The sequence below is a fragment of the Pseudomonas bharatica CSV86 genome (assembly GCF_000319305.2).
Classification (GTDB): domain Bacteria; phylum Pseudomonadota; class Gammaproteobacteria; order Pseudomonadales; family Pseudomonadaceae; genus Aquipseudomonas; species Aquipseudomonas bharatica.
Genome location: NZ_AMWJ02000001.1, coordinates 2,744,197 through 2,762,142 on the forward strand (window position 1 = coordinate 2,744,197; position 17,946 = coordinate 2,762,142).

A 17,946-nucleotide genomic window follows, 5' to 3' on the forward strand; every position below is an offset into this window, starting at 1 on the left:
CCCGTCACCCCTCTCCGATAGCTATTGGCAAACCCGCCCGCAGTGGCGGGACCGACTATCGAGGAGTCCTTGCCCGCATGTTCGCCGACCTGAAAATCCGCACCGGAATGTTCTGGGTGCTGTCACTGTTCAGCCTGACCCTGCTGTTCTCCACCGTCAGCGCCTGGCGCAGCGCCGTGGGCAGCGATGTGCAGATCGCCGAGCTGGACCGTACCGCGCACCAGTCCGACCGCCTTAACAACGCCCTGCTCATGGCGATCCGCTCCAGCGCCAACGTGTCCTCCGGCTTCATCGAACAGCAAGGCGGCCACATGGACAGTGCCAAGGGTCGCCTGACCCGCTCGGAAGAACTGATCGCCTCCGGTCAGGCGCTGATCGCCGACTTCGTCGCCGCCGTGGACGACCCGACGCTCAAGACCACCGCCGACGAACTGCAACGCACCTACCTGAGCTATTCCGCAGCCATCGCCGGCCAGCGCCAGGCGACCCTGGAGAACTCCCTAGACCGCTATTTCACGGTCAACATCGAGGCTGGCAACGCCATGGGCCGCTTGCAGGCCCTGCGCCAGGACCTGGTCAAGGAACTGAGCATCCGCAGCCAGCAGATCATGGACGAATCACAGAGCCGCCTGCGCAAGGCACAACTGCTGAGCCTGGCCTTGCTGGTCACCACCGTGCTGCTGGCAGCACTGTGCTGGGCCTTCATCCAGCAGCGCGTGCTGCGCCCGTTGGCCGAAGCCGGCCGGCATTTCCAGCGCATCGCCGCTGGCGACCTGAGCGAGCCGGTCAAGGTGCCGGGCAGCAACGAGATCGGCCAGTTGTTCGCCGAACTGCAACGCATGCAGCACAGCCAGCGCGATACCCTGGGCCAGATCAACGCCTGCGCCGGGCAACTGGCCGATGCCGCGAAAGCGCTGAACACCGTCACCGAGCAGAGTGCCGAAAGCCTGCGCCGCCAGGACGAAGAACTGGAGCAGGCGGCCACCGCCGTCACCGAAATGACCACCGCCGTAGAGGAAGTGGCGCGCAACGCCGTCTCCACTTCCCAGGCCGCCAACGACTCCAACCGCCTTGCCGAACAGAGCCGTCGACAGGTCAGCGACACCCTCGACGGTACCCAGGCCATGGCCGGCGAGGTGCAGGCCGGCAGCGAGCGCCTGCAACTGCTGGCCGGGGAAATCCGCGATATCGGCAAGGTGCTGGAGGTGATCCGCGCGGTCTCCGAGCAGACCAACCTGCTGGCCCTCAATGCCGCCATCGAAGCGGCCCGGGCTGGCGAAGCCGGGCGTGGCTTCGCCGTGGTCGCCGATGAAGTGCGTACCCTGGCCTACCGCACCCAGCAATCGACCCAGGAAATCGAGCAGATGATCGGCAGCGTGCAGCATGGTACCGAGGTGGCGGTCAGCTCCATGCACGCCAGTGCCGAACGGGCCCGGGCGGCGCTGGACACCACCCAGGCCTCGGAACAGGTGCTGCAAGGCATCTACGCCGCGATCGGGCAGATCAACGAGCGCAACCTGGTGATCGCCAGCGCTGCCGAGGAACAGGCCCAGGTAGCCCGGGAAGTGGATCGCAACCTGCTGAACATCCGCGAATTGTCGGCCCGCTCGGCCGAAGGCGCGCAGCAGACCAGCGCGGCAAGCCGAACACTGTCGGGCCTGGCGACGGAGCTGACGGCGCTGGTGGGGCGTTTCCGCGTCTAAAATCGAAGAGGCGGCGCGGCTCCTGTAGACTGGCACCCTGCCCAGTTTCCGGAGCTCCGCGCGTAATGCCCGTTGTCACTCTTCACCAGACCGCCCCCGCCGAACCGCTGCACAGCCAGTTGATGCAACTGGTGGTCGACAATTTCAGCGACCTCAGTGCCACCGCGCTGCCGCCGAGCAACCCGCTCTACAACCTCTACCAATACGCCCTGGGCTTCGAGGTGCACCTGTATCTCCAGGCCCTGGGCGGCACGCGCCTGCCGGTCGGCCTGGTGCTGGCCTGCGAGGAAGAACAATTGGCCGGGTTCGTCCTGTACCTGCCGATCGACGCCGAGGAAGGCGCCTGCGCCGTCGCCTACATGGCGGTGCGCCAGGACCTGCGCCGGCGCGGGATCGCCCGAGCCATGCTCGCGGAGGTACGCCAGCGCCATCCGCGCATGGAACTGGCCTGCGGCAAGGGCAAGGTGGCGTGCTTCGAGGCACTTGGCTTCGAGGTGGTCGGCGCGCGCGGGCCGCAGGTGCTCATGGCGACCGACGCGCCGGCCGGAGATGCCGAGCTGGCGGTGCTGGATGTGGCGCCGATCTTCCGCACCGTGGAAATCCAGCAGATTCACAGTTACCTGCTCAAGCAGCATGGGCGCAAGGCGATGGTCGAGGCGGAGAAGAAGCGCGACCGCCACCTGGACGAACTGACCCGGCACGCGGCGGCGTTTGCCTGGGAGCGGATCCAACGGTGGCAAATACGACCGATGCGGATTGTGCAGGAACGTCGGTCCTGACCCGAGACGGGCCCTTGTGGGGTTCACCCGCGATTACGATGGTGGCCGCACCGCCGCAATCGCTGGCATGCCAGCTCCCACAGTGACCATGTCGAACACAAAATCCCCGGTTGGCCGAGAAACCTGTGGGAGCTGGCTTGCCAGCGATAGCCATAGTGACCACACCAGCGCAATCGCGGGTAAACCCACACACACACAGGGTACGCGTCGTGCTTTGGAGCTGTTATTGGTGCGACAGCGCAGCCCTGAACGCATAAAACCGCAGAACAGGGCCGCACGCTGGTCCGTCGCAGGGAACCTGAACCCCCTGATTCCGGACAAAGACGACAGGCACGGACCATTCTGGCTACCATGCACCCCGCTTGTTGAGCATTTTTACCCCCAATCCATCGGGGCGGCGGTCGGGCCATCAGCGCGGACCCGCCGGTTTTTCATGTACCAGGGAGATCCAGATGCGCGTCCGTTCCTCCATGCTCCGCCTTGCCCTGCTCTGCCTCGGCCCCCTGCTCGCCAGCCAGGTCCAGGCTTCGGAAGAGACGCAACTGATCGACTCGATCAACGCCTACCGCAACCAGTCCCAGGCCTGCGCCAACCAGGCGTCTCTGGAGCTGCCGCCGCTGGCCAGTGACCCGCGCCTGGTACTGTCGGCCACCAGCATGGGCGACCTGCAGCAACAACTGGCCCGGGTCGCCTATCCCATGGTCAATGTCCAGGCCATCAGCCTGTCCGGCCCGCGCGATGCCGCCGCTGCCATGCAGGCGATCCGCGAAAGCTTCTGCCAGGTGGTGCTGGACCCGCAGTTCGTCGATATCGGCGTCAGCCGCGAGGGCCGCGAATGGCGCATCGTGGTCGCCCGCCCGCTGCTCAGCGCACGCCTGGGCGACTGGCAGAGCGAGGGGCGTAACCTGCTCGAAGCGGTCAATGCCGCCCGCGCCCAGCCGCGCCAGTGCGGCACCCAGGCAATGGCTGCGACCACCCCGCTGGGCTGGAACGATACCCTGGCTGGAGCGGCCCAGGGCCACAGCCGGGCCATGGCCAACCAGAACTTCTTCGACCATATCGATCGCGAAGGCCGCACGCCGGGGGACCGCGCCGAACTGGCCGGCTACAGCGGCCAGCGCATCGCCGAGAACATCGCCGCCGGCCTCGACAGCCCGCGCAAGGTGGTCGACGGCTGGCTGGCCAGCCCCGGGCACTGCGTCAACCTGATGAATCCGCAGTTGCGCGAACTAGGGGCAGCCTACGCCACCGATCCGAAAAGCGATGCAGGGATCTACTGGACGGCGCTCTTCGGGACGCCTTGAGGCTTGGCTCACGGCGCCACCTGGTATTTTTGTCAGTTAACGAAACGCTCGAACCAAGGCACGATTGCTCCATGCACAGGGACATGGAGCACAGGTCATGCAGGATCAGGCATCGGCAATCGCTACCCCGGCACTGCCCAAGGGCGGCGGTGCGATCCAGAGCATCGGCGGCGGCTGGGGCGGTGTCGGCACCAGCGGTGCGGCGTCGTTCGACATCCCCTTGCCCATTTCCCCTGGCCGCGGCTATGCCCCGCCGCTGACCCTCAACTACCGCAGCACGGTGAGCAACGGCCTGTTCGGCATGGGCTGGAGCCTGTCCCTCGGTTGCGTGGCGCGACGTACCAACAAGGGCGTGCCGCGCTATACCGACGACGACGTTATCCTCGGTCCGGACGGGGTGGTCTGGCTGCCCGAACGCGACGGCAGCGGTGATCTCTTGTTCAGCGAGGTCGATGAATACCGCGGCCTGGCGCTGGACCGCCGTTACCAGGTAATCCGTCACTTCCCCCGCATAGAAGGCGCCTTCGAGCGCATCGAGCACTGGCGTGCCGAAGTCGGCGACCCGGGTTTCTGGCTGATCCACGGCAGCGATGGCAGCCTGCACTTCTATGGGCGCAACCCCTCCTCGCGCAGCACCGACCCGGACAACCCGAAGCGGGTTGGCGAGTGGCTGCTGGAAGAGAGCATGAACGCCCATGGCGAGCACATCCTCTACCAGTACAAGGGCGAGGACCTGGACGGTCTCGACCCGGACCATCCCCGCGATTTCCGCGCCCAGTGCTACCTGAACCGGGTCTGCTACGGCAATGTCAACGCCCATCCCTGGCTGTACCTGTGGCAGCCGGACAGCATCGACGAGGTGCAATGGCACTTCGAGGTGCTGCTGGACTACGGCGAGCGCACCACTGCCCTGGAGGAAAAGCCCGGCTACGAAGAAGCACGGGCCTGGCCAGTGCGCAGCGACCCGCACAGTTCCTTCGCCTACGGTTTCGAGCTGGGCAACCTGCGCCTGTGCCGTCAGGTCCTGATGTTCCATCGCTTCGAGGCCGAGCTGGGGCCGGAGCCGGTGCTGGTCCGGCGTTTGCTGCTGGAGTACTAGGCCTGCGAGCTGTCGTATAACCAATTGATCGGCGCCCACAGCCAGGCTTGGTCGGCCAGCGGCCAGGCCAGCAGCCTGCCGCCCCTGAGCTTCGCCTACGCGCCGTTCCATCCCGAAGCGCCTTGCGTGTTCAGCGAGTTTCCCGCCCTGCCCGGCCTCAACGACGGCCGCGACTACCAGTTGGTGGATCTCTACGGCGAAGGCCTGCCCGGCGTTCTGCTGCGCAACGACCAGGGCTGGTACTACCGCGAGCCGCTGCGCGATGACGGCGAGCGCGACGAAACATCGCCGAATGACAAGGTGCGCTACGGCGAGTGGGCGCTGCTGCCGCGCATTCCCCTGGCCGACAGCCGCAGCCCGATGCGTCAGGCGCTGCAGGACCTGACCGGCGACGGCCGCCTGGAATGGAGCATCAGTGCCCCGGGCCTCAACGGTTTCTTCACCCTCGACCAGGATCGCAACTGGTCGTCCTTCGTGCCCTATGCCGCCGTGGCAACGGAGCTGCTCCACCCCATGGCTCAACTGGCCGACTTCAGCGGCGCCGGCCTGCTCGACCTGGCCCTGATCGGCCCGCGCAGCGTGCGCCTGTATGCCAACCGTCGCGAACTGGGGCACGCCAGGCCGGTGGAAGTACCCCACGACATCGCCGGCGATAACCTGCCGGTGCTCGGCGATGACCGCGCCGAACTGGTGGCCTTCAGCGACATCCTCGGCAGCGGCCAGCAGCACCTGGTGCGTATCCGCCACGACGAGATCCGCTGCTGGCCGAACCTCGGCCACGGCCGCTTCGGCAAGGGCTTCCGCTTCGCCAGCCTGCCTTTCGAACACGCGACCTTCGATGCCGGGCGGGTGCGCCTGGCCGACCTCGACGGTTCCGGCGCCAGCGATCTGCTTTATCTGGAGAGCGACGGCGTGCGCCTGTTCATGAACCGCAGCGGCTTCGGCCTGCACGCCCCGGTGCTGCAGCCCTGGCCGCAGGGCGTGCGCTACGACCGGCTGTGCCAGGTCAGCGCCGCCGACCTGCAAGGCCTGGGCTGTGCCAGCCTGGTACTGACTGTGCCGCATATGCAGCCACGCCACTGGCGCATGGATTTCACCGCGCACAAGCCCTACCTGCTCAACCGTACCGACAACAACATGGGCGCGGTGGGCAGTGTCGAGTACCGCAGTTCCGGCCAGGAGTGGCTGGACGAGAAGGAGGAACTGCGCCTCGCCGGCAAGCCTGCGGTCAGCCACCTGCCCATGACCCTGCACGTGGTCACCCGGCAGACCCAGCTCGACGAGATCACCGGCAACCTGCTGGTGCAGCGCATGCAGTACCGCCGCGGCCATTACGACCGCCACGAACGCGAGCTGCGCGGCTTCGGCCTGCTCCTGCAGACCGACAGCGAAAGCGCCCGGGGCGACGAGGACATCCACTTCACCGCGCCGATCCTCAGCAAGACCTGGTTCCATACCGGCCAATTCCCGGCGCCGCCCCGCGATGATTTCTACCGGGACGCCGAAGCCGCCGAACTCGGCCCCGACCTGCTCGCCCTGTTTCACAACGGTAGCGATCAGATCGTCGCCAGCCCGGACGAGGCCCGGCAGCGGGCCATGGCACATGCCCTCAGCGGTTCGCCGATCCGCAGCGAACGCTACGGCCTGGACGACAGCCCGCAAGCGGCTGTGCCCTATTCGGTGGAGCAGCACCGCTACCTGCTGCGCGAATTGGCGTCCGCCGGGCCCCACCAGCCCTACGCGCGCATGCTGCCGCTGGCGCTGGAAAGCATCAGCCTCGACTATGAGCGCCAGGCCGACGACCCGCGCTGCCAGCACAACATCAGCCTGGCCCACGACGCGTTCGCCCAGCCGACCCACGCCGTGGTCATCCATTGTGCGCGGCGCCGCCATGTCAGCGACCCGCCGCCTTTCGACACCGAGCATGAACAGACCTGGTGGCGCGACGCACACGACGAGGCGCAGTACAACCACTACCTCAACGAAACCCGCAGCCAGACCATCCACCTCACCGATGCCCAGGGCTGGCGCCTCGGCCTGCCCTGGCGCCAGCGCAACAACGTGGTGATGCTGGCGCGCACGGCATTGCCATTCCGGCAGATCAGCTACGAACACCTGGCCGGCCCGGAAAGCCCGCTGGGCGAGCACGCCGAGCGTGTCCTCGCCGGGCAGACCGTGCAACGCTACCAGGCTGCCGACACGACGGCCCGCGAAGACCTGCCGGATGGCCAGGCCAGTTTCGAGGCCCTGCCCGGCTACCTGGAGAGCGCCGAACTGAATGAACAGGCGATGCAGGCCTACGACCGGGTGATGAGCCGCGACGAATTGCGCGACAAGCTGGTCGCGCTCAACTACGAACCCATGCCGGCGTTCCTGCCGGACCAGCCGGAGCTGGAGCTGTGGGCAATCCGCCAGGGTTTCACCACCTACGGCCCGGCCAGCACCTTCCACCGTACCCTGGCCTTCCGAGAAACCCGCAGCCACGGCGTCACCGAAGTTGCCTACGACCCCTATCACTGTCAGGTCAGTTGCATCACCTTGCCCGACGGCTGCCGGACCCTGGCGGTCTTCGACTATCACTGCCTGCAACCCCTGCACATCACCGACCCCAACGACAACATCCAGGAAGCCCTGTACGACGGTTTCGGCCGGGTCCTGGCGAGCAGTTTCCATGGCACCGAAAACGGCGAGCCGGCGGGCTTCGCGCCCTTGAGCGAGTACCGCCGCGACAGTGAGGACCTCGCCGGCGCAATCGACGACCCGCACGCGGCACTGCAGAACGCCGCCAGCGCCTGCTACTACGACGCCTTCAGTTGGATGCAGCCGGTCGAAACCCGCCAACCGGTGCAAAGCGCAGTGCTGCTGGCCGACCGTTACCCCGGTGATCCGGAGTTGCAGATCCGCATCAGCCTGAGCAGCAGCGACGGCTTCGGCCGGGCGTTGCAGAGCAAGCAGAAGGTCGAGCCGGGCCTGGCCTACGCGGTGGACGACAACGGTGAGCTGCGCCTGGAGGACGGTCAACCGGTGCAGGTGGACGCCGCCGAGCGCTGGCGCGTCAGCGAACGCGTCGAATACAACAACAAGGGCCTGCCGGTACGGGTCTATCGCCCTTACTTCGCCGAGCGCTGGCGCTACATCAACGACGTCTCGTTCAGACAGTTCGGCTACAACGACCAGCAGTTCTACGACCCGCTGGGGCGGGAAATCCGCGTGCTGACCGCCAAGGGCTACCTGCGCCGGCAACGGTACCTGCCGTGGTACAGCATCAGCGAGGACGAGAACGACACCTGGGAAGAAATGCAGGGCAAAGGATGAAACGCGCCGCAATGATTGTGGGAGCTTGTCATGCATAAAACCCGTGGCTGGCCGAGAACCCTGTGGGAGCTGGCTTGCCAGCGATAGCGGTAGTGGTCTCGCCATCGCAATCGCGGCGCTGCGGCGATCCGGTAAACCCGCTCACAAGGCCCATGTCGCATCGCAGACCTGCGTAAACGCGCAGCCAGGAGCACAGAAAGTGCCCGAAACCCGCTCGCTCCACAGCCAAACCCCGAGCCTGGTCGCGTACGACCCGCGCAATCTCGTCGTGCGCCAGGTGGCCTACCATCGCGCCGCACCTGCGGACCCGGCGCAACGCCGGATCACCTTCACCCGCCTCGCCGCGAACGGGCAATGGCAGCGGCAATGGGACCCGCGCCTGTTCGAGAAGGACAGCGCCCAGCCCAGCCAGCAGACCCTGGCGTCGCTCTCGGGCAGGACGCTGTCGAGCGAAAGCCGCGACGCCGGCTGGACGCTGTCGCTGCCAGGCGAAGCAGGCGAAGCAGGTGAAACCAGCGAAACCTGGGATGCCCGGGCAATCACTGGCAAACCGACTACGACGAACTGCTGCGCCCGGTGCTGATTCACGAGACTGCCGCCGGCCAGCCCGGACGCGTGGCCGAACGCTTCACCTGGTCCACCGTTGCCGGCAGCAACCGCCGTGGTCGTCTGGTGCGTCACGACGACGAGGCCGGTACCCGCCTGATCAAGGGCTACAGCCTCACCGGCTTGGAGCAGGAGGAAACCCGCTATCTGCTACCGACCCTGGACTTGCCGGACTGGCCTGCGGAGCTCGACCCTGACTCCGCGGCCAACAGCACATTGCGCCACAGCCCGCAGGGCGAGGTGCTGGAACGCACCGACGCCCTCGGCAACCGCGAACGCTCCCGCTTAAACCTCAGCGGCGAACTGGCCGCTTCGAGCTTGATACTGGCAGACGGCACAGAGTGCCTGCTGCTCACCGATACCCGCTACAACGCCTTCGGCCAGATCGAGTCCCAGACCGCCGGCAACGGCGTGATCAGCCACGCCGAGTACGATCCCGCCGACGGCCGCCTCACGCGCCTGAGCAGCCATCGCCCGGGACGCTCGAAACTTCAGGACCTGCATTACGCCTACGACCCGGTCGGCAACGTCATCCGCATCGAAGACCACAGCCAGCCGGTCAGGCACTTCGCCAACCAGCGCATCGACCCCGTCAGCACCTTCGCGTACGACTCGCTGTACCAGCTGACCGAAGCCACCGGTCGCGAAGCCGCCGGCGCCACGATAGGCCCGGCCCTGCCCGACCTTACCCCGGACCCGGGCGACACCAGTCGTCTGCTCAACTACCGCCAGCGCTATGAATACGACGCCAGCGGCAACCTGCTGTCGCTGCAGCATATCGGGCAGCAGTCCTACACCCGGATCATGAATGTCGCCGAGGACAGCAACCACGCCGTACCCGAGCCCGGCGACCCGCTGACCAGCTTCGATGCCAATGGCAACCTGCACCGCTTGAGCCCGGGCCAACCGCTGGACTGGAACGCCCGCAACCAGTTGCACAGTACCCGCCAGGTGACTCGCGACGAGGGCGAATCCGATGAAGAGCATTACCGCTATGGCGGCGATGGCCTGCGCGTGCGCAAGGTCGTTACCCGCCTGGTCTCGGGGCGTATGCAATCCAGCGAAGTCCGCTATCTACCCGGCCTTGAGCTGCATACCCGGCAAGGCGAGTCCTTCGCCGTGATCACCACCCAGGCCGGCCGCTGCACCGTGCGCTGCCTGGTCTGGAGCGAAGGCCAGCCCGGGGCATCGCCAATCCGCAACTGCGCTACAGCCTTGATGACCTGCACGACAGCAGCGGGCTGGAGCTGGATGATGCGGCGAATATCATCAGCCACGAAGGTTACTACCCCTTCGGCGGGACCGCCTGGTGGGCGGCGAACTCGGCGATCGAAGCCAGTTACAAGACTCGCCGTTATTCGGGCCAGGAACGCGACGGCACCGGACTTTACTACTACGGCCTGCGCTACTACGCCCCGTGGCTGATGCGCTGGGTCAATCCGGATCCGGCGGGGGATATCGACGGGCTCAATCGCTATCGGTTCGGGCGTAATAATCCGGCCACCCTCAAGGACTCACTGGGGCTCAATCCACAGGACCAGACCTACCAAATCAAGAAGTTCAGTAAAGAGCCCAAGGAGCGAGGCTCGGAACGCATGACAGCCGGCATGCTCGCCGCAGGCGTTTCGCTGCGGCGTAACCTCGATGCCGTCGCGGAGTTTGCTTACAACGCGGGTTGGTCACTGCGCGAATACCTTCACTTGGGCGCCTCCAACCAGGCTGGGGACGTCAAGGCCAGCGACTACGAAGCCATGATCGTTGGCAATCATATGCGGACGCTTCTTGGCAAGGCTCCAGTGCACCGGGACCGGGCAATGCACTCCCTCGCGGCAGGTACCGGACTTTGCGATGAATACAGCGTGGTTGGGGCGATGCTCATGTCTTCATCTCCCGACTGGCCGAATGTGCCCGTCTACCGGGTAAAGCAAGAATTGCATGTCTCCTCGATTCTGGGTGACCCGCGAATAACCGATCCCTTAGTGGTCGACGGCTGGGTCGCCGTGCCAGTGGTCCATACCTGGTCTCAAAGCTATAACTCCCTGGGGAGCTGCCAACTGACGGAATTCACACCCAGGATGCCCGGCGACCCGACGCACGCTATCAGTTACCAGCAAGTCGAGGCGCTGCGAGATGAGCACTATACGGATGTACACCGGGATGACGATGACGTACTGGACACTAGATTCATCAACTTGGTCTACAACCAGAGCATGTGGCTGCTGGCAACAGTGATGCTGCACCCGCAAAGCGTGTACTTCCAGGTCGATAGTCAGGACTTTAACGCGGCGGCCGTTCCGGCTTCCATGTACGAGGCGGCGTACGAGTCGTTGTCGCACGGCGCACGTCTGCGCAATCAGTCAAGATTTATGAATGCCTTTAGAAGGTTCTAGCAGATGCCCCAGAGCAACTCGTTGCACAGGCATACACCGAACCTGAGCGTCGTCGAGGGACGTTATCTACCACTACGCCAGGTCGGATACCACCGGGTCGAAGCGCAGCAGCCGATCGAGAGCCGGATTCAACTAACCCATGTCGATGCCAGCGGACAATGGCATGGCCGATGGGATGCAAGATTGTTTCAACGCCTGGAGCAGGACAAGAATACACCTTGCAATCAGCAAGCGCTGGCTTCGCTTTCCGGAAGGACAGTACTGAACAAAAGCCAGGACGCCGGCTGGCAACTGGCGCTGCACGGTGAAGCCGGGCAAACCGTAGAGAGCTGGGATACCCGGGGCAATCATTGGCAGACCGAACATGACGAGCTGCTTCGCCCCCTGCTGATCCGGGAAAATGGAGCGCGTGTTGCCGAGCGTTTCACCTACTCCGGCACCTCCGACCTCAACCAGCGCGGCCGGCTGGTCCGCCATGACGACGATGCCGGCAGCCGCCTGATAGACCACTACAGCCTGACCGGCCAGGCACAAAGCGAAACCCGGCTTTTCCTTGCTTCGCCGGACCTTCCCGACTGGCCCGACGCCCCGCTCGAACCCGGCAATGGCGCGAGCACCCGCTTCAGTTACAGCCCGCTCGGCGAGCTGCTGGAACGCACCGACGCCCTCGGCAACCGCGAACGCTCCCGCTTAAACCTCAGCGGCGAACTGGCCGCTTCGAGCTTGATACTGGCAGACGGCACAGAGTGCCTGCTGCTCACCGATACGCGCTATAACGCCTTCGGCCAGATCGAGTCCCAGACCGCCGGCAACGGCGTGATCAGCCACGCCGAGTACGATCCCGCCGACGGCCGCCTCACGCGCCTGAGCAGCCATCGCCCAGGACGCTCGAAACTTCAGGACCTGCATTACGCCTACGACCCGGTCGGCAACGTCATCCGCATCGAAGACCACAGCCAGCCGGTCAGGCACTTCGCCAACCAGCGCATCGACCCCGTCAGCACCTTCGCGTACGACTCGCTGTACCAGCTGACCGAAGCCACCGGTCGCGAAGCCGCCGGCGCCACGATAGGCCCGGCCCTGCCCGACCTTACCCCGGACCCGGGCGACACCAGTCGTCTGCTCAACTACCGCCAGCGCTATGAATACGACGCCAGCGGCAACCTGCTGTCGCTGCAGCATATCGGGCAGCAGTCCTACACCCGGATCATGAATGTCGCCGAGGACAGCAACCACGCCGTACCCGAGCCCGGCGACCCGCTGACCAGCTTCGATGCCAATGGCAACCTGCACCGCTTGAGCCCGGGCCAACCGCTGGACTGGAACGCCCGCAACCAGTTGCACAGTACCCGCCAGGTGACTCGCGACGAGGGCGAATCCGATGAAGAGCATTACCGCTATGGCGGCGATGGCCTGCGCGTGCGCAAGGTCGTTACCCGCCTGGTCTCGGGGCGTATGCAATCCAGCGAAGTCCGCTATCTACCCGGCCTTGAGCTGCATACCCGGCAAGGCGAGTCCTTCGCCGTGATCACCACCCAGGCCGGCCGCTGCACCGTGCGCTGCCTGGTCTGGAGCGAAGGCCAGCCTGGGGGCATCGCCAATCCGCAACTGCGCTACAGTCTTGACGATCTGCTGGGCAGCAGCGCATTGGAACTGGATGGCGAGGCAAGCATCACAAGCCACGAAGGGTACTACCCCTTCGGTGGTACGGCGTGGTGGGCAGCGCATTCCGCTGTCGAGGCCAGTTACAAAACCCGCCGGTATTCCGGCAAGGAACGCGACAGCAGCGGCCTTTACGACTACGGCCACCGTTACTACGCACCCTGGCTTGCGCGCTGGATCAATCCGGATCCGGCGGGAGATATCGATGGTGCCAATCGCTTTGCGTTCGTGCGCAACAATCCTTTGACCTTGAAAGACCCCAAGGGCCTGATGAACACCTCGGCACAGGAGACTCACCAGGACCGCGCAAGACAGGAAGCCGCGGAGCGTCGCCGCCGATATGTCGCTGACCCGCGAAACTTCTCCCATGAGTTTTCCGAGGATCCCGCGCATCCCAACATCATGGTGTCGATCCACGTGCCGGAGGGTGCCGACCTGAGCGATATCGACACCTTCAAGAACAAATACAAGCCACACAAATGGACGTTCATGGACAACAAGAAGCCCAGTCAGACCCGGGAGTTCTATGCCAGCGACGTCGCCTGGGTCCAGTACGAGAAAGTGTCCAAGGCAAGGGGTTTCGCCGGAGTGCGGCCGTCCCTGGTAAAGCGCAAGACCATAACCAACCCGACCACCCTGAACCTTATGACAGGGCTCGAAAACGGTTCGGCGACGATGATGAAGACCTTTTTCGAAGACACCCCGAACGGCAAGAGCACCTGGCAGATCCTGCAGGATGCTCAATTGCGCGCCACTGGTGTCAGGTTCAAGCCGGGAAAGACAATCGAGCACAGGGACGGCGGCATCCTCTTGTCGATCGATGTCCTCGTAAGCGTGGAACCGCAAGGCGCCGGAGTCGAAATGCCCTCACCGAGCAGCCGTTCCCCGAGAGGATCGTTAGCGACCGACGCTCGCTGGGAGACCCTGGAGGAAACGAACTGGGAAGACATGCCTGAAGGCACGGAGCTGATCATCGATGGTCAACCGGTCACCTACCTGTGAAAAGCCCGGTGCGGGCCAGGCCGTCGAGACCTGGGGCACCGGGCGGGATAATTGGCAGAGAGACCCTATATCGTGTCGTGTGTGGTCGCCGCGCCTACCCTGCTGGGCGCGCGGCTGCTGTACTCAACCGTCCAGCAACCCCTCCACATGCCCGGCAAAGTCCGGCCCGCCATCCAGCGCCGTATAGCGCACCTGCACGATGATGTCGGTCAGGCTTTCGAGCATGTCGATTTGCTCGCCATGCCGCGGGAAGCGCAGCTCCCAGTGCGACAAGGCACCGGTGCCCTCGAACGGCAGGTAGCGGTCGTCGTTGAAGTCGAGCTGGAACACGCCATGGTCGTCGATGCCCCGTGACAGGCAGATGCTCTGGCTGGCCCGCGGGTTGTAGAGAATATTGGCTGGAGAGCTGTCCGGCTTGCCGTAGAGTTCGTTCATCGCCCGGTAATCGGCCTTGAGCACGGTGCGGCTGGAGACCTGGGTGAGCACTGCGCGTACCTCCTGGTATGGCCCGACCAGCGCCGGCAGCGATACCGAAACACTGACCAGCTGGCGCAAGTAATGCCCCGGGTAATCACCGTCGAACACCTTCGGCGCCAGCTCGAAGTTGACCACCCCTTCGTCGATCACGCCCTTCAGGGCCTCGTCCCAGGTCTGTTCGCTGCCCGATTGCTGGAACAGCTGCTTGAGCGACACCGTGCGCACCAGTTCCTGGCGTCGTTCGAAGCGCTTGAGCCAGGCCGCTTCCATTCGCAGCAGTTGCAGGCGCAGGGCCTCGCCGGCGGTCAGGCCGAAGTGGTTGTCGAACCAGACGTTCGGCTGGATGAAGCGGGTCTGGTAGTCGCCCATCTCGTAATGCCAGCTGGCCTCGCCGTTCAGGCACAGGGCGACGACCGCGTCGTAGGCCTGGTAGTAGAAGGTCGACATCTGGCTGAGCAGCCACTGGTAGAGCCCGGCATTGGTGCTGCGGGACTTGAGGAAGCGGTAGTAGTCCTGGGCCTGCTGCTCGGCCTTGCCAGCCTGGGCGATCTGCACCTTGACCATCTCGATGGCGCTGCGCTGGGCGGCGATCTGTTCGTCGATGGCCTCCAGTTCGGCGGCGGCCTGGTCACGTTGCAACTCCCATTCCTCGCGGCGTCGACGGTATTGCTCGTTGGTGCTCAGGCGATCGGCAATTATGCGATCGGCCGCCGCCTTCAAATTGAGGGTATACGGATTTAATGGTTGATGGGGCACCTTTACCCCACCAACCTGATACCATTATCAGATGGTTGATAGATCGACTCCGTAGTTGAGTTCCTCTGCGAAGTCCGGCAGTCCGTAACCGATGGTTTTCTTGTAGAAAGGAGAGACCTTCGCAGTCGGTGCCTTCTTCTTGTGCTTCGTGGTGTAGAGCATTCGTGCCCGCATCACCTCGAAGGAGTAACCGCGCCCTTCACGGTTCTTGTCCTTGGCCAGTCGGTTGATGGACTCCGTGTAAGCGTTGGTGACGGGCATGTCCGTCTCGAAGTAGGTCATGGTCTCTTCGCGCCAGTTTCCCACTGCCCTGACCAGATCGCTCCAGACTTCCTTTTGGCCCTTCGGGATGGTGGCTATCCACTCGTCCAGGGCGGCTTCTGCCTGGAGCCGTGTGGTGGCGTCCCAGATGCCGTAGAAGCGCTCCTTGTGCTCGTAGGCGGCCAGCAGTTGCGGGAACGCGCCTGTCCAGGTCTCCATGATGAGGCGCTCCCGGTCTGAGACTTCGTGAGCGCGTTTCAGCAGGATTTTCCGGTCTCCCTTGAGAGTCCGGCTCTGGGACGGTTTCAGCTCCTTTCTGAGGCCCTTGCGCACTCTCTCTAGGGCATCGTTGGCCATGCGCACCACATGGAACTTATCGACCACGATACGGGCCTGGGGCAGCACAGCCTTGACCGCTGCCCGGTAGGGGTTCCACATGTCCATGCTGACGATCTCGACCTTCTGCCGGTCTTTCAGCTTCATCAGGTAGTTGGTCACCACGTCCTGGCGGCGGGTGGCCAGCAGGTCGAGCAGGGTTCGCTCCTCAATGTTGGTCAGAATGCAGCGGTAGCGCTTGTTCAGGTATAGCTCGTCAATGCCCAGGATGCGGGGCGTCTCGAAGCGGTGCCAGCGCCCCAGGAACTCGGCGCGGGCGTTGAAGATGTCGCGCACCGTCTTCTCGTCCAGGCCGGTCTGTGCCGCCACAAAGGTGTAGGGGTGGTTGAAGGATTCCTTCTCCACGTACTCATGCAGCCGCAGTGTCATACGGAATCCGTCCACCATCTCCGGTAGCTGGGGCCTGAATGTTGTCTTGCAGGCCCGGCAGGTGTATCGGCGGCGGACCACCCAGAGAGTGACCCGCTTGCCGTGGATGGGCAGATCACGATAGGGAACGTCACGCTTGCCGAACCGCACGAACTCACCCTGCACGCCGCACCCCTCGCAGGCTACTGGTGTAGGTGCTTCAAGCCGAAAATGTATGTCTTCATTCTGCTCATCAGAATCCACCAACTGGTACCCAGGAAGGCTTAACGAATTAATCATCTCCCGCCTTGATCAGAAAAACAGGTAGGTGGCGTAACCGGCAATCATCGCCATAGCAAAAATGACTGCTAAAAACGCCGCTAAAAGCTTCAGCGTGAACAAAGAGCGCAACAGAATGAGCTCAGTCAGGCTGGCTCCGGCACTGCCGATGATCAACGCTAGCACCGTCCCGGCACCCACGCCTTTGGCCATCAGAGCCGCTGCCAGAGGTATGACGGCTTCAGCGCGAATATACAACGGCACGCCGATGACAGCGGCAACTGGAATGGCAAAGGGATTATCTGGGCCTGCATACTGCTCCAATAAGTCAGTGGGCATGAAACCATAGATCACGCTGCCAATCGCAATACCGATGAGCAGGTAAGGCAACACATCGATAAAGTCCGACCAAGCTTCCCGCCACACACCACTGTACTTCCCTTCTTTCTTAACCGTGACAGTGGGTTGACTGTCACAGCATTCGCTAGACGTAGAGACTGTTGTCTTCCTATCAGCCCCGCAAGAAGCCGTCTTCGGAGTGGTGTCGCAGCTGTTGGTGCCGCAACTCGATGCGGTCGATGTAGCACTGCACGGGCTTGCTGATGAACTACATCCACTGCTCTCTTGTGTCGCCGTCCGGCGCACATAACGCTCGAAGCCAAGCGTGTGAAGCAGCCATCCGGCACCTACCGCGACCACCAAAGCGGCGAGCACATAGATAGCAGTAAGTGTCCATCCAAACGTGGCAACCAGCAGGCCGACGACGATAGGATTCAGCAACGGAGATGAGAAAAGAAACACCATCATCGGCCCAAAACCGGCCCGTGCCCGAATCAACCCTTTCAACATGGGGATAGTCGAGCAACTACAGAAGGGCGTTATAGCTCCTAAACCAGCAGCAAGAAAATAGCCTCGCTTCCCACTGGAAGTCAGTAACGCTTCCACCTTGGATGGTGGGATGTGACGTTGAAGAACTCCGACCAGCAAGCTAATGCCAATGAATAAAACCGATAGCTCGATAGCGAGAAAGGCGAACATGCCTAGAGCGTCTTGGAGTTGAGATGACATTCAATATTACTCCTATATTTCTAGTATTGTCGAAATGATGTACGCAGCCTACTTGCGTTTATCCGACCTGTCAACTATAATTCTAGAAACATCGAATTATTGGGGCGTGCTATGGATCACGAAAAGGTTGCAGCCAGCTTAGCTGAGCTAGGGAATAGTCACCGACTGTCCGTGTTCCGCTTTCTGGTCAAAGCTGGCCATGATGGGGCTTCGGTCGGAGATATCCAGAAGGGGCTGGGTATTCCTGCTTCGACGCTATCACATCACCTTGCGCGCATGGCCAAGGTAGGGCTGATCCGGCAGGAGAAACATAGCCGCACGATTGTCTGTATACCCGAGTATGGGCACCTAGAGAATTTGATCGGTTTCTTACAAGAGGAATGTTGTGCAGGTGTCCGGATTGCGCATGAACCAGAACCGCTTTGACGCTTGCCCAGCTCTCGCTGTCCTCCCTAGTCAGCATCGCTATGAAGACTCAGGCGAAGGTGGAAACAGAAAATT

Annotated in this window: 13 protein-coding genes; 10 read left to right on the forward strand and 3 right to left on the reverse strand. The window is 63.5% G+C overall.

The genetic code is table 11. The annotated features are described in order from the left end of the window. The first annotated feature begins 77 nt into the window (after nt 1–77). The 9 genes from CSV86_RS12265 (at nt 78) to CSV86_RS12295 (ending at nt 13,860) form a co-directional block, all read left to right on the forward strand. Complete coding sequence (locus CSV86_RS12265; protein WP_009400363.1) at nt 78–1,703, forward strand: methyl-accepting chemotaxis protein PcaY; 1,626 nt, start codon at nt 78–80, stop codon at nt 1,701–1,703. A 65-nt stretch (nt 1,704–1,768) separates the two neighbouring features. Next, complete coding sequence (locus tag CSV86_RS12270; protein WP_009400364.1) at nt 1,769–2,482, forward strand: GNAT family N-acetyltransferase; 714 nt, start codon at nt 1,769–1,771, stop codon at nt 2,480–2,482. Between the two features lie 452 nt (nt 2,483–2,934). Then, nucleotides 2,935–3,786, forward strand: coding sequence for a CAP domain-containing protein (locus CSV86_RS12275; protein ID WP_009400366.1), 852 nt, complete (start codon nt 2,935–2,937; stop codon nt 3,784–3,786). A 97-nt stretch (nt 3,787–3,883) separates the two neighbouring features. Continuing rightward, entirely contained in the window at nt 3,884–4,885 is a 1,002-nt protein-coding gene (locus CSV86_RS33815; protein WP_446532470.1) for a SpvB/TcaC N-terminal domain-containing protein, read from the forward strand. 24 nt (nt 4,886–4,909) lie between these two features. Next, on the forward strand, nt 4,910–8,200 hold the full coding sequence (locus tag CSV86_RS12280; RefSeq protein WP_446532471.1) for a toxin TcdB middle/N-terminal domain-containing protein: 3,291 nt from the start codon (nt 4,910–4,912) through the stop codon (nt 8,198–8,200). Between the two features lie 199 nt (nt 8,201–8,399). Beyond that, nucleotides 8,400–8,783, forward strand: a complete 384-nt coding sequence (locus tag CSV86_RS12285) for a hypothetical protein (RefSeq protein WP_170394621.1) — start codon at nt 8,400–8,402, stop codon at nt 8,781–8,783. Beyond that, entirely contained in the window at nt 8,777–10,231 is a 1,455-nt protein-coding gene (locus CSV86_RS33020) for an RHS repeat domain-containing protein (RefSeq protein ID WP_311985816.1), read from the forward strand. Before CSV86_RS12285 ends, CSV86_RS33020 begins: the two co-directional genes overlap by 7 nt. After that, nucleotides 10,135–11,196, forward strand: a complete 1,062-nt coding sequence (locus tag CSV86_RS12290; protein WP_311985829.1) for an RHS repeat-associated core domain-containing protein — start codon at nt 10,135–10,137, stop codon at nt 11,194–11,196. Before CSV86_RS33020 ends, CSV86_RS12290 begins: the two co-directional genes overlap by 97 nt. A 3-nt stretch (nt 11,197–11,199) precedes the next feature. Then, the gene (locus CSV86_RS12295; protein WP_170394624.1) at nt 11,200–13,860 is read left to right on the forward strand and encodes an RHS repeat domain-containing protein; all 2,661 of its coding nucleotides are present in this window, start codon (nt 11,200–11,202) and stop codon (nt 13,858–13,860) included. A gap of 123 nt (nt 13,861–13,983) precedes the next feature. On the opposite strand, the gene CSV86_RS12300 is transcribed toward CSV86_RS12295, so the two are convergent. From CSV86_RS12300 to CSV86_RS12310, 3 genes are read right to left on the reverse strand one after another with little or no spacing between them, the layout of a single operon-like run. Next, a complete protein-coding gene (locus tag CSV86_RS12300) occupies nt 13,984–15,093 on the reverse strand; it encodes a Tc toxin subunit A-related protein (RefSeq protein WP_170394628.1) in 1,110 nt (369 codons plus the stop codon). 27 nt (nt 15,094–15,120) lie between these two features. Further along, the gene (locus CSV86_RS12305) at nt 15,121–16,398 is read right to left on the reverse strand and encodes an ISL3 family transposase (RefSeq protein ID WP_000610830.1); all 1,278 of its coding nucleotides are present in this window, start codon (nt 16,396–16,398) and stop codon (nt 15,121–15,123) included. A gap of 12 nt (nt 16,399–16,410) precedes the next feature. Next, nucleotides 16,411–17,415 (reverse strand): permease, encoded by a 1,005-nt coding sequence (locus CSV86_RS12310; RefSeq protein ID WP_040363373.1) that lies wholly within the window; start codon nt 17,413–17,415, stop codon nt 16,411–16,413. Between the two features lie 141 nt (nt 17,416–17,556). Between CSV86_RS12310 and CSV86_RS12315 the strand changes: the two genes are divergently transcribed. Further along, on the forward strand, nt 17,557–17,871 hold the full coding sequence (locus CSV86_RS12315; protein ID WP_000349485.1) for an ArsR/SmtB family transcription factor: 315 nt from the start codon (nt 17,557–17,559) through the stop codon (nt 17,869–17,871). Nucleotides 17,872–17,946 lie beyond the last annotated feature (75 nt).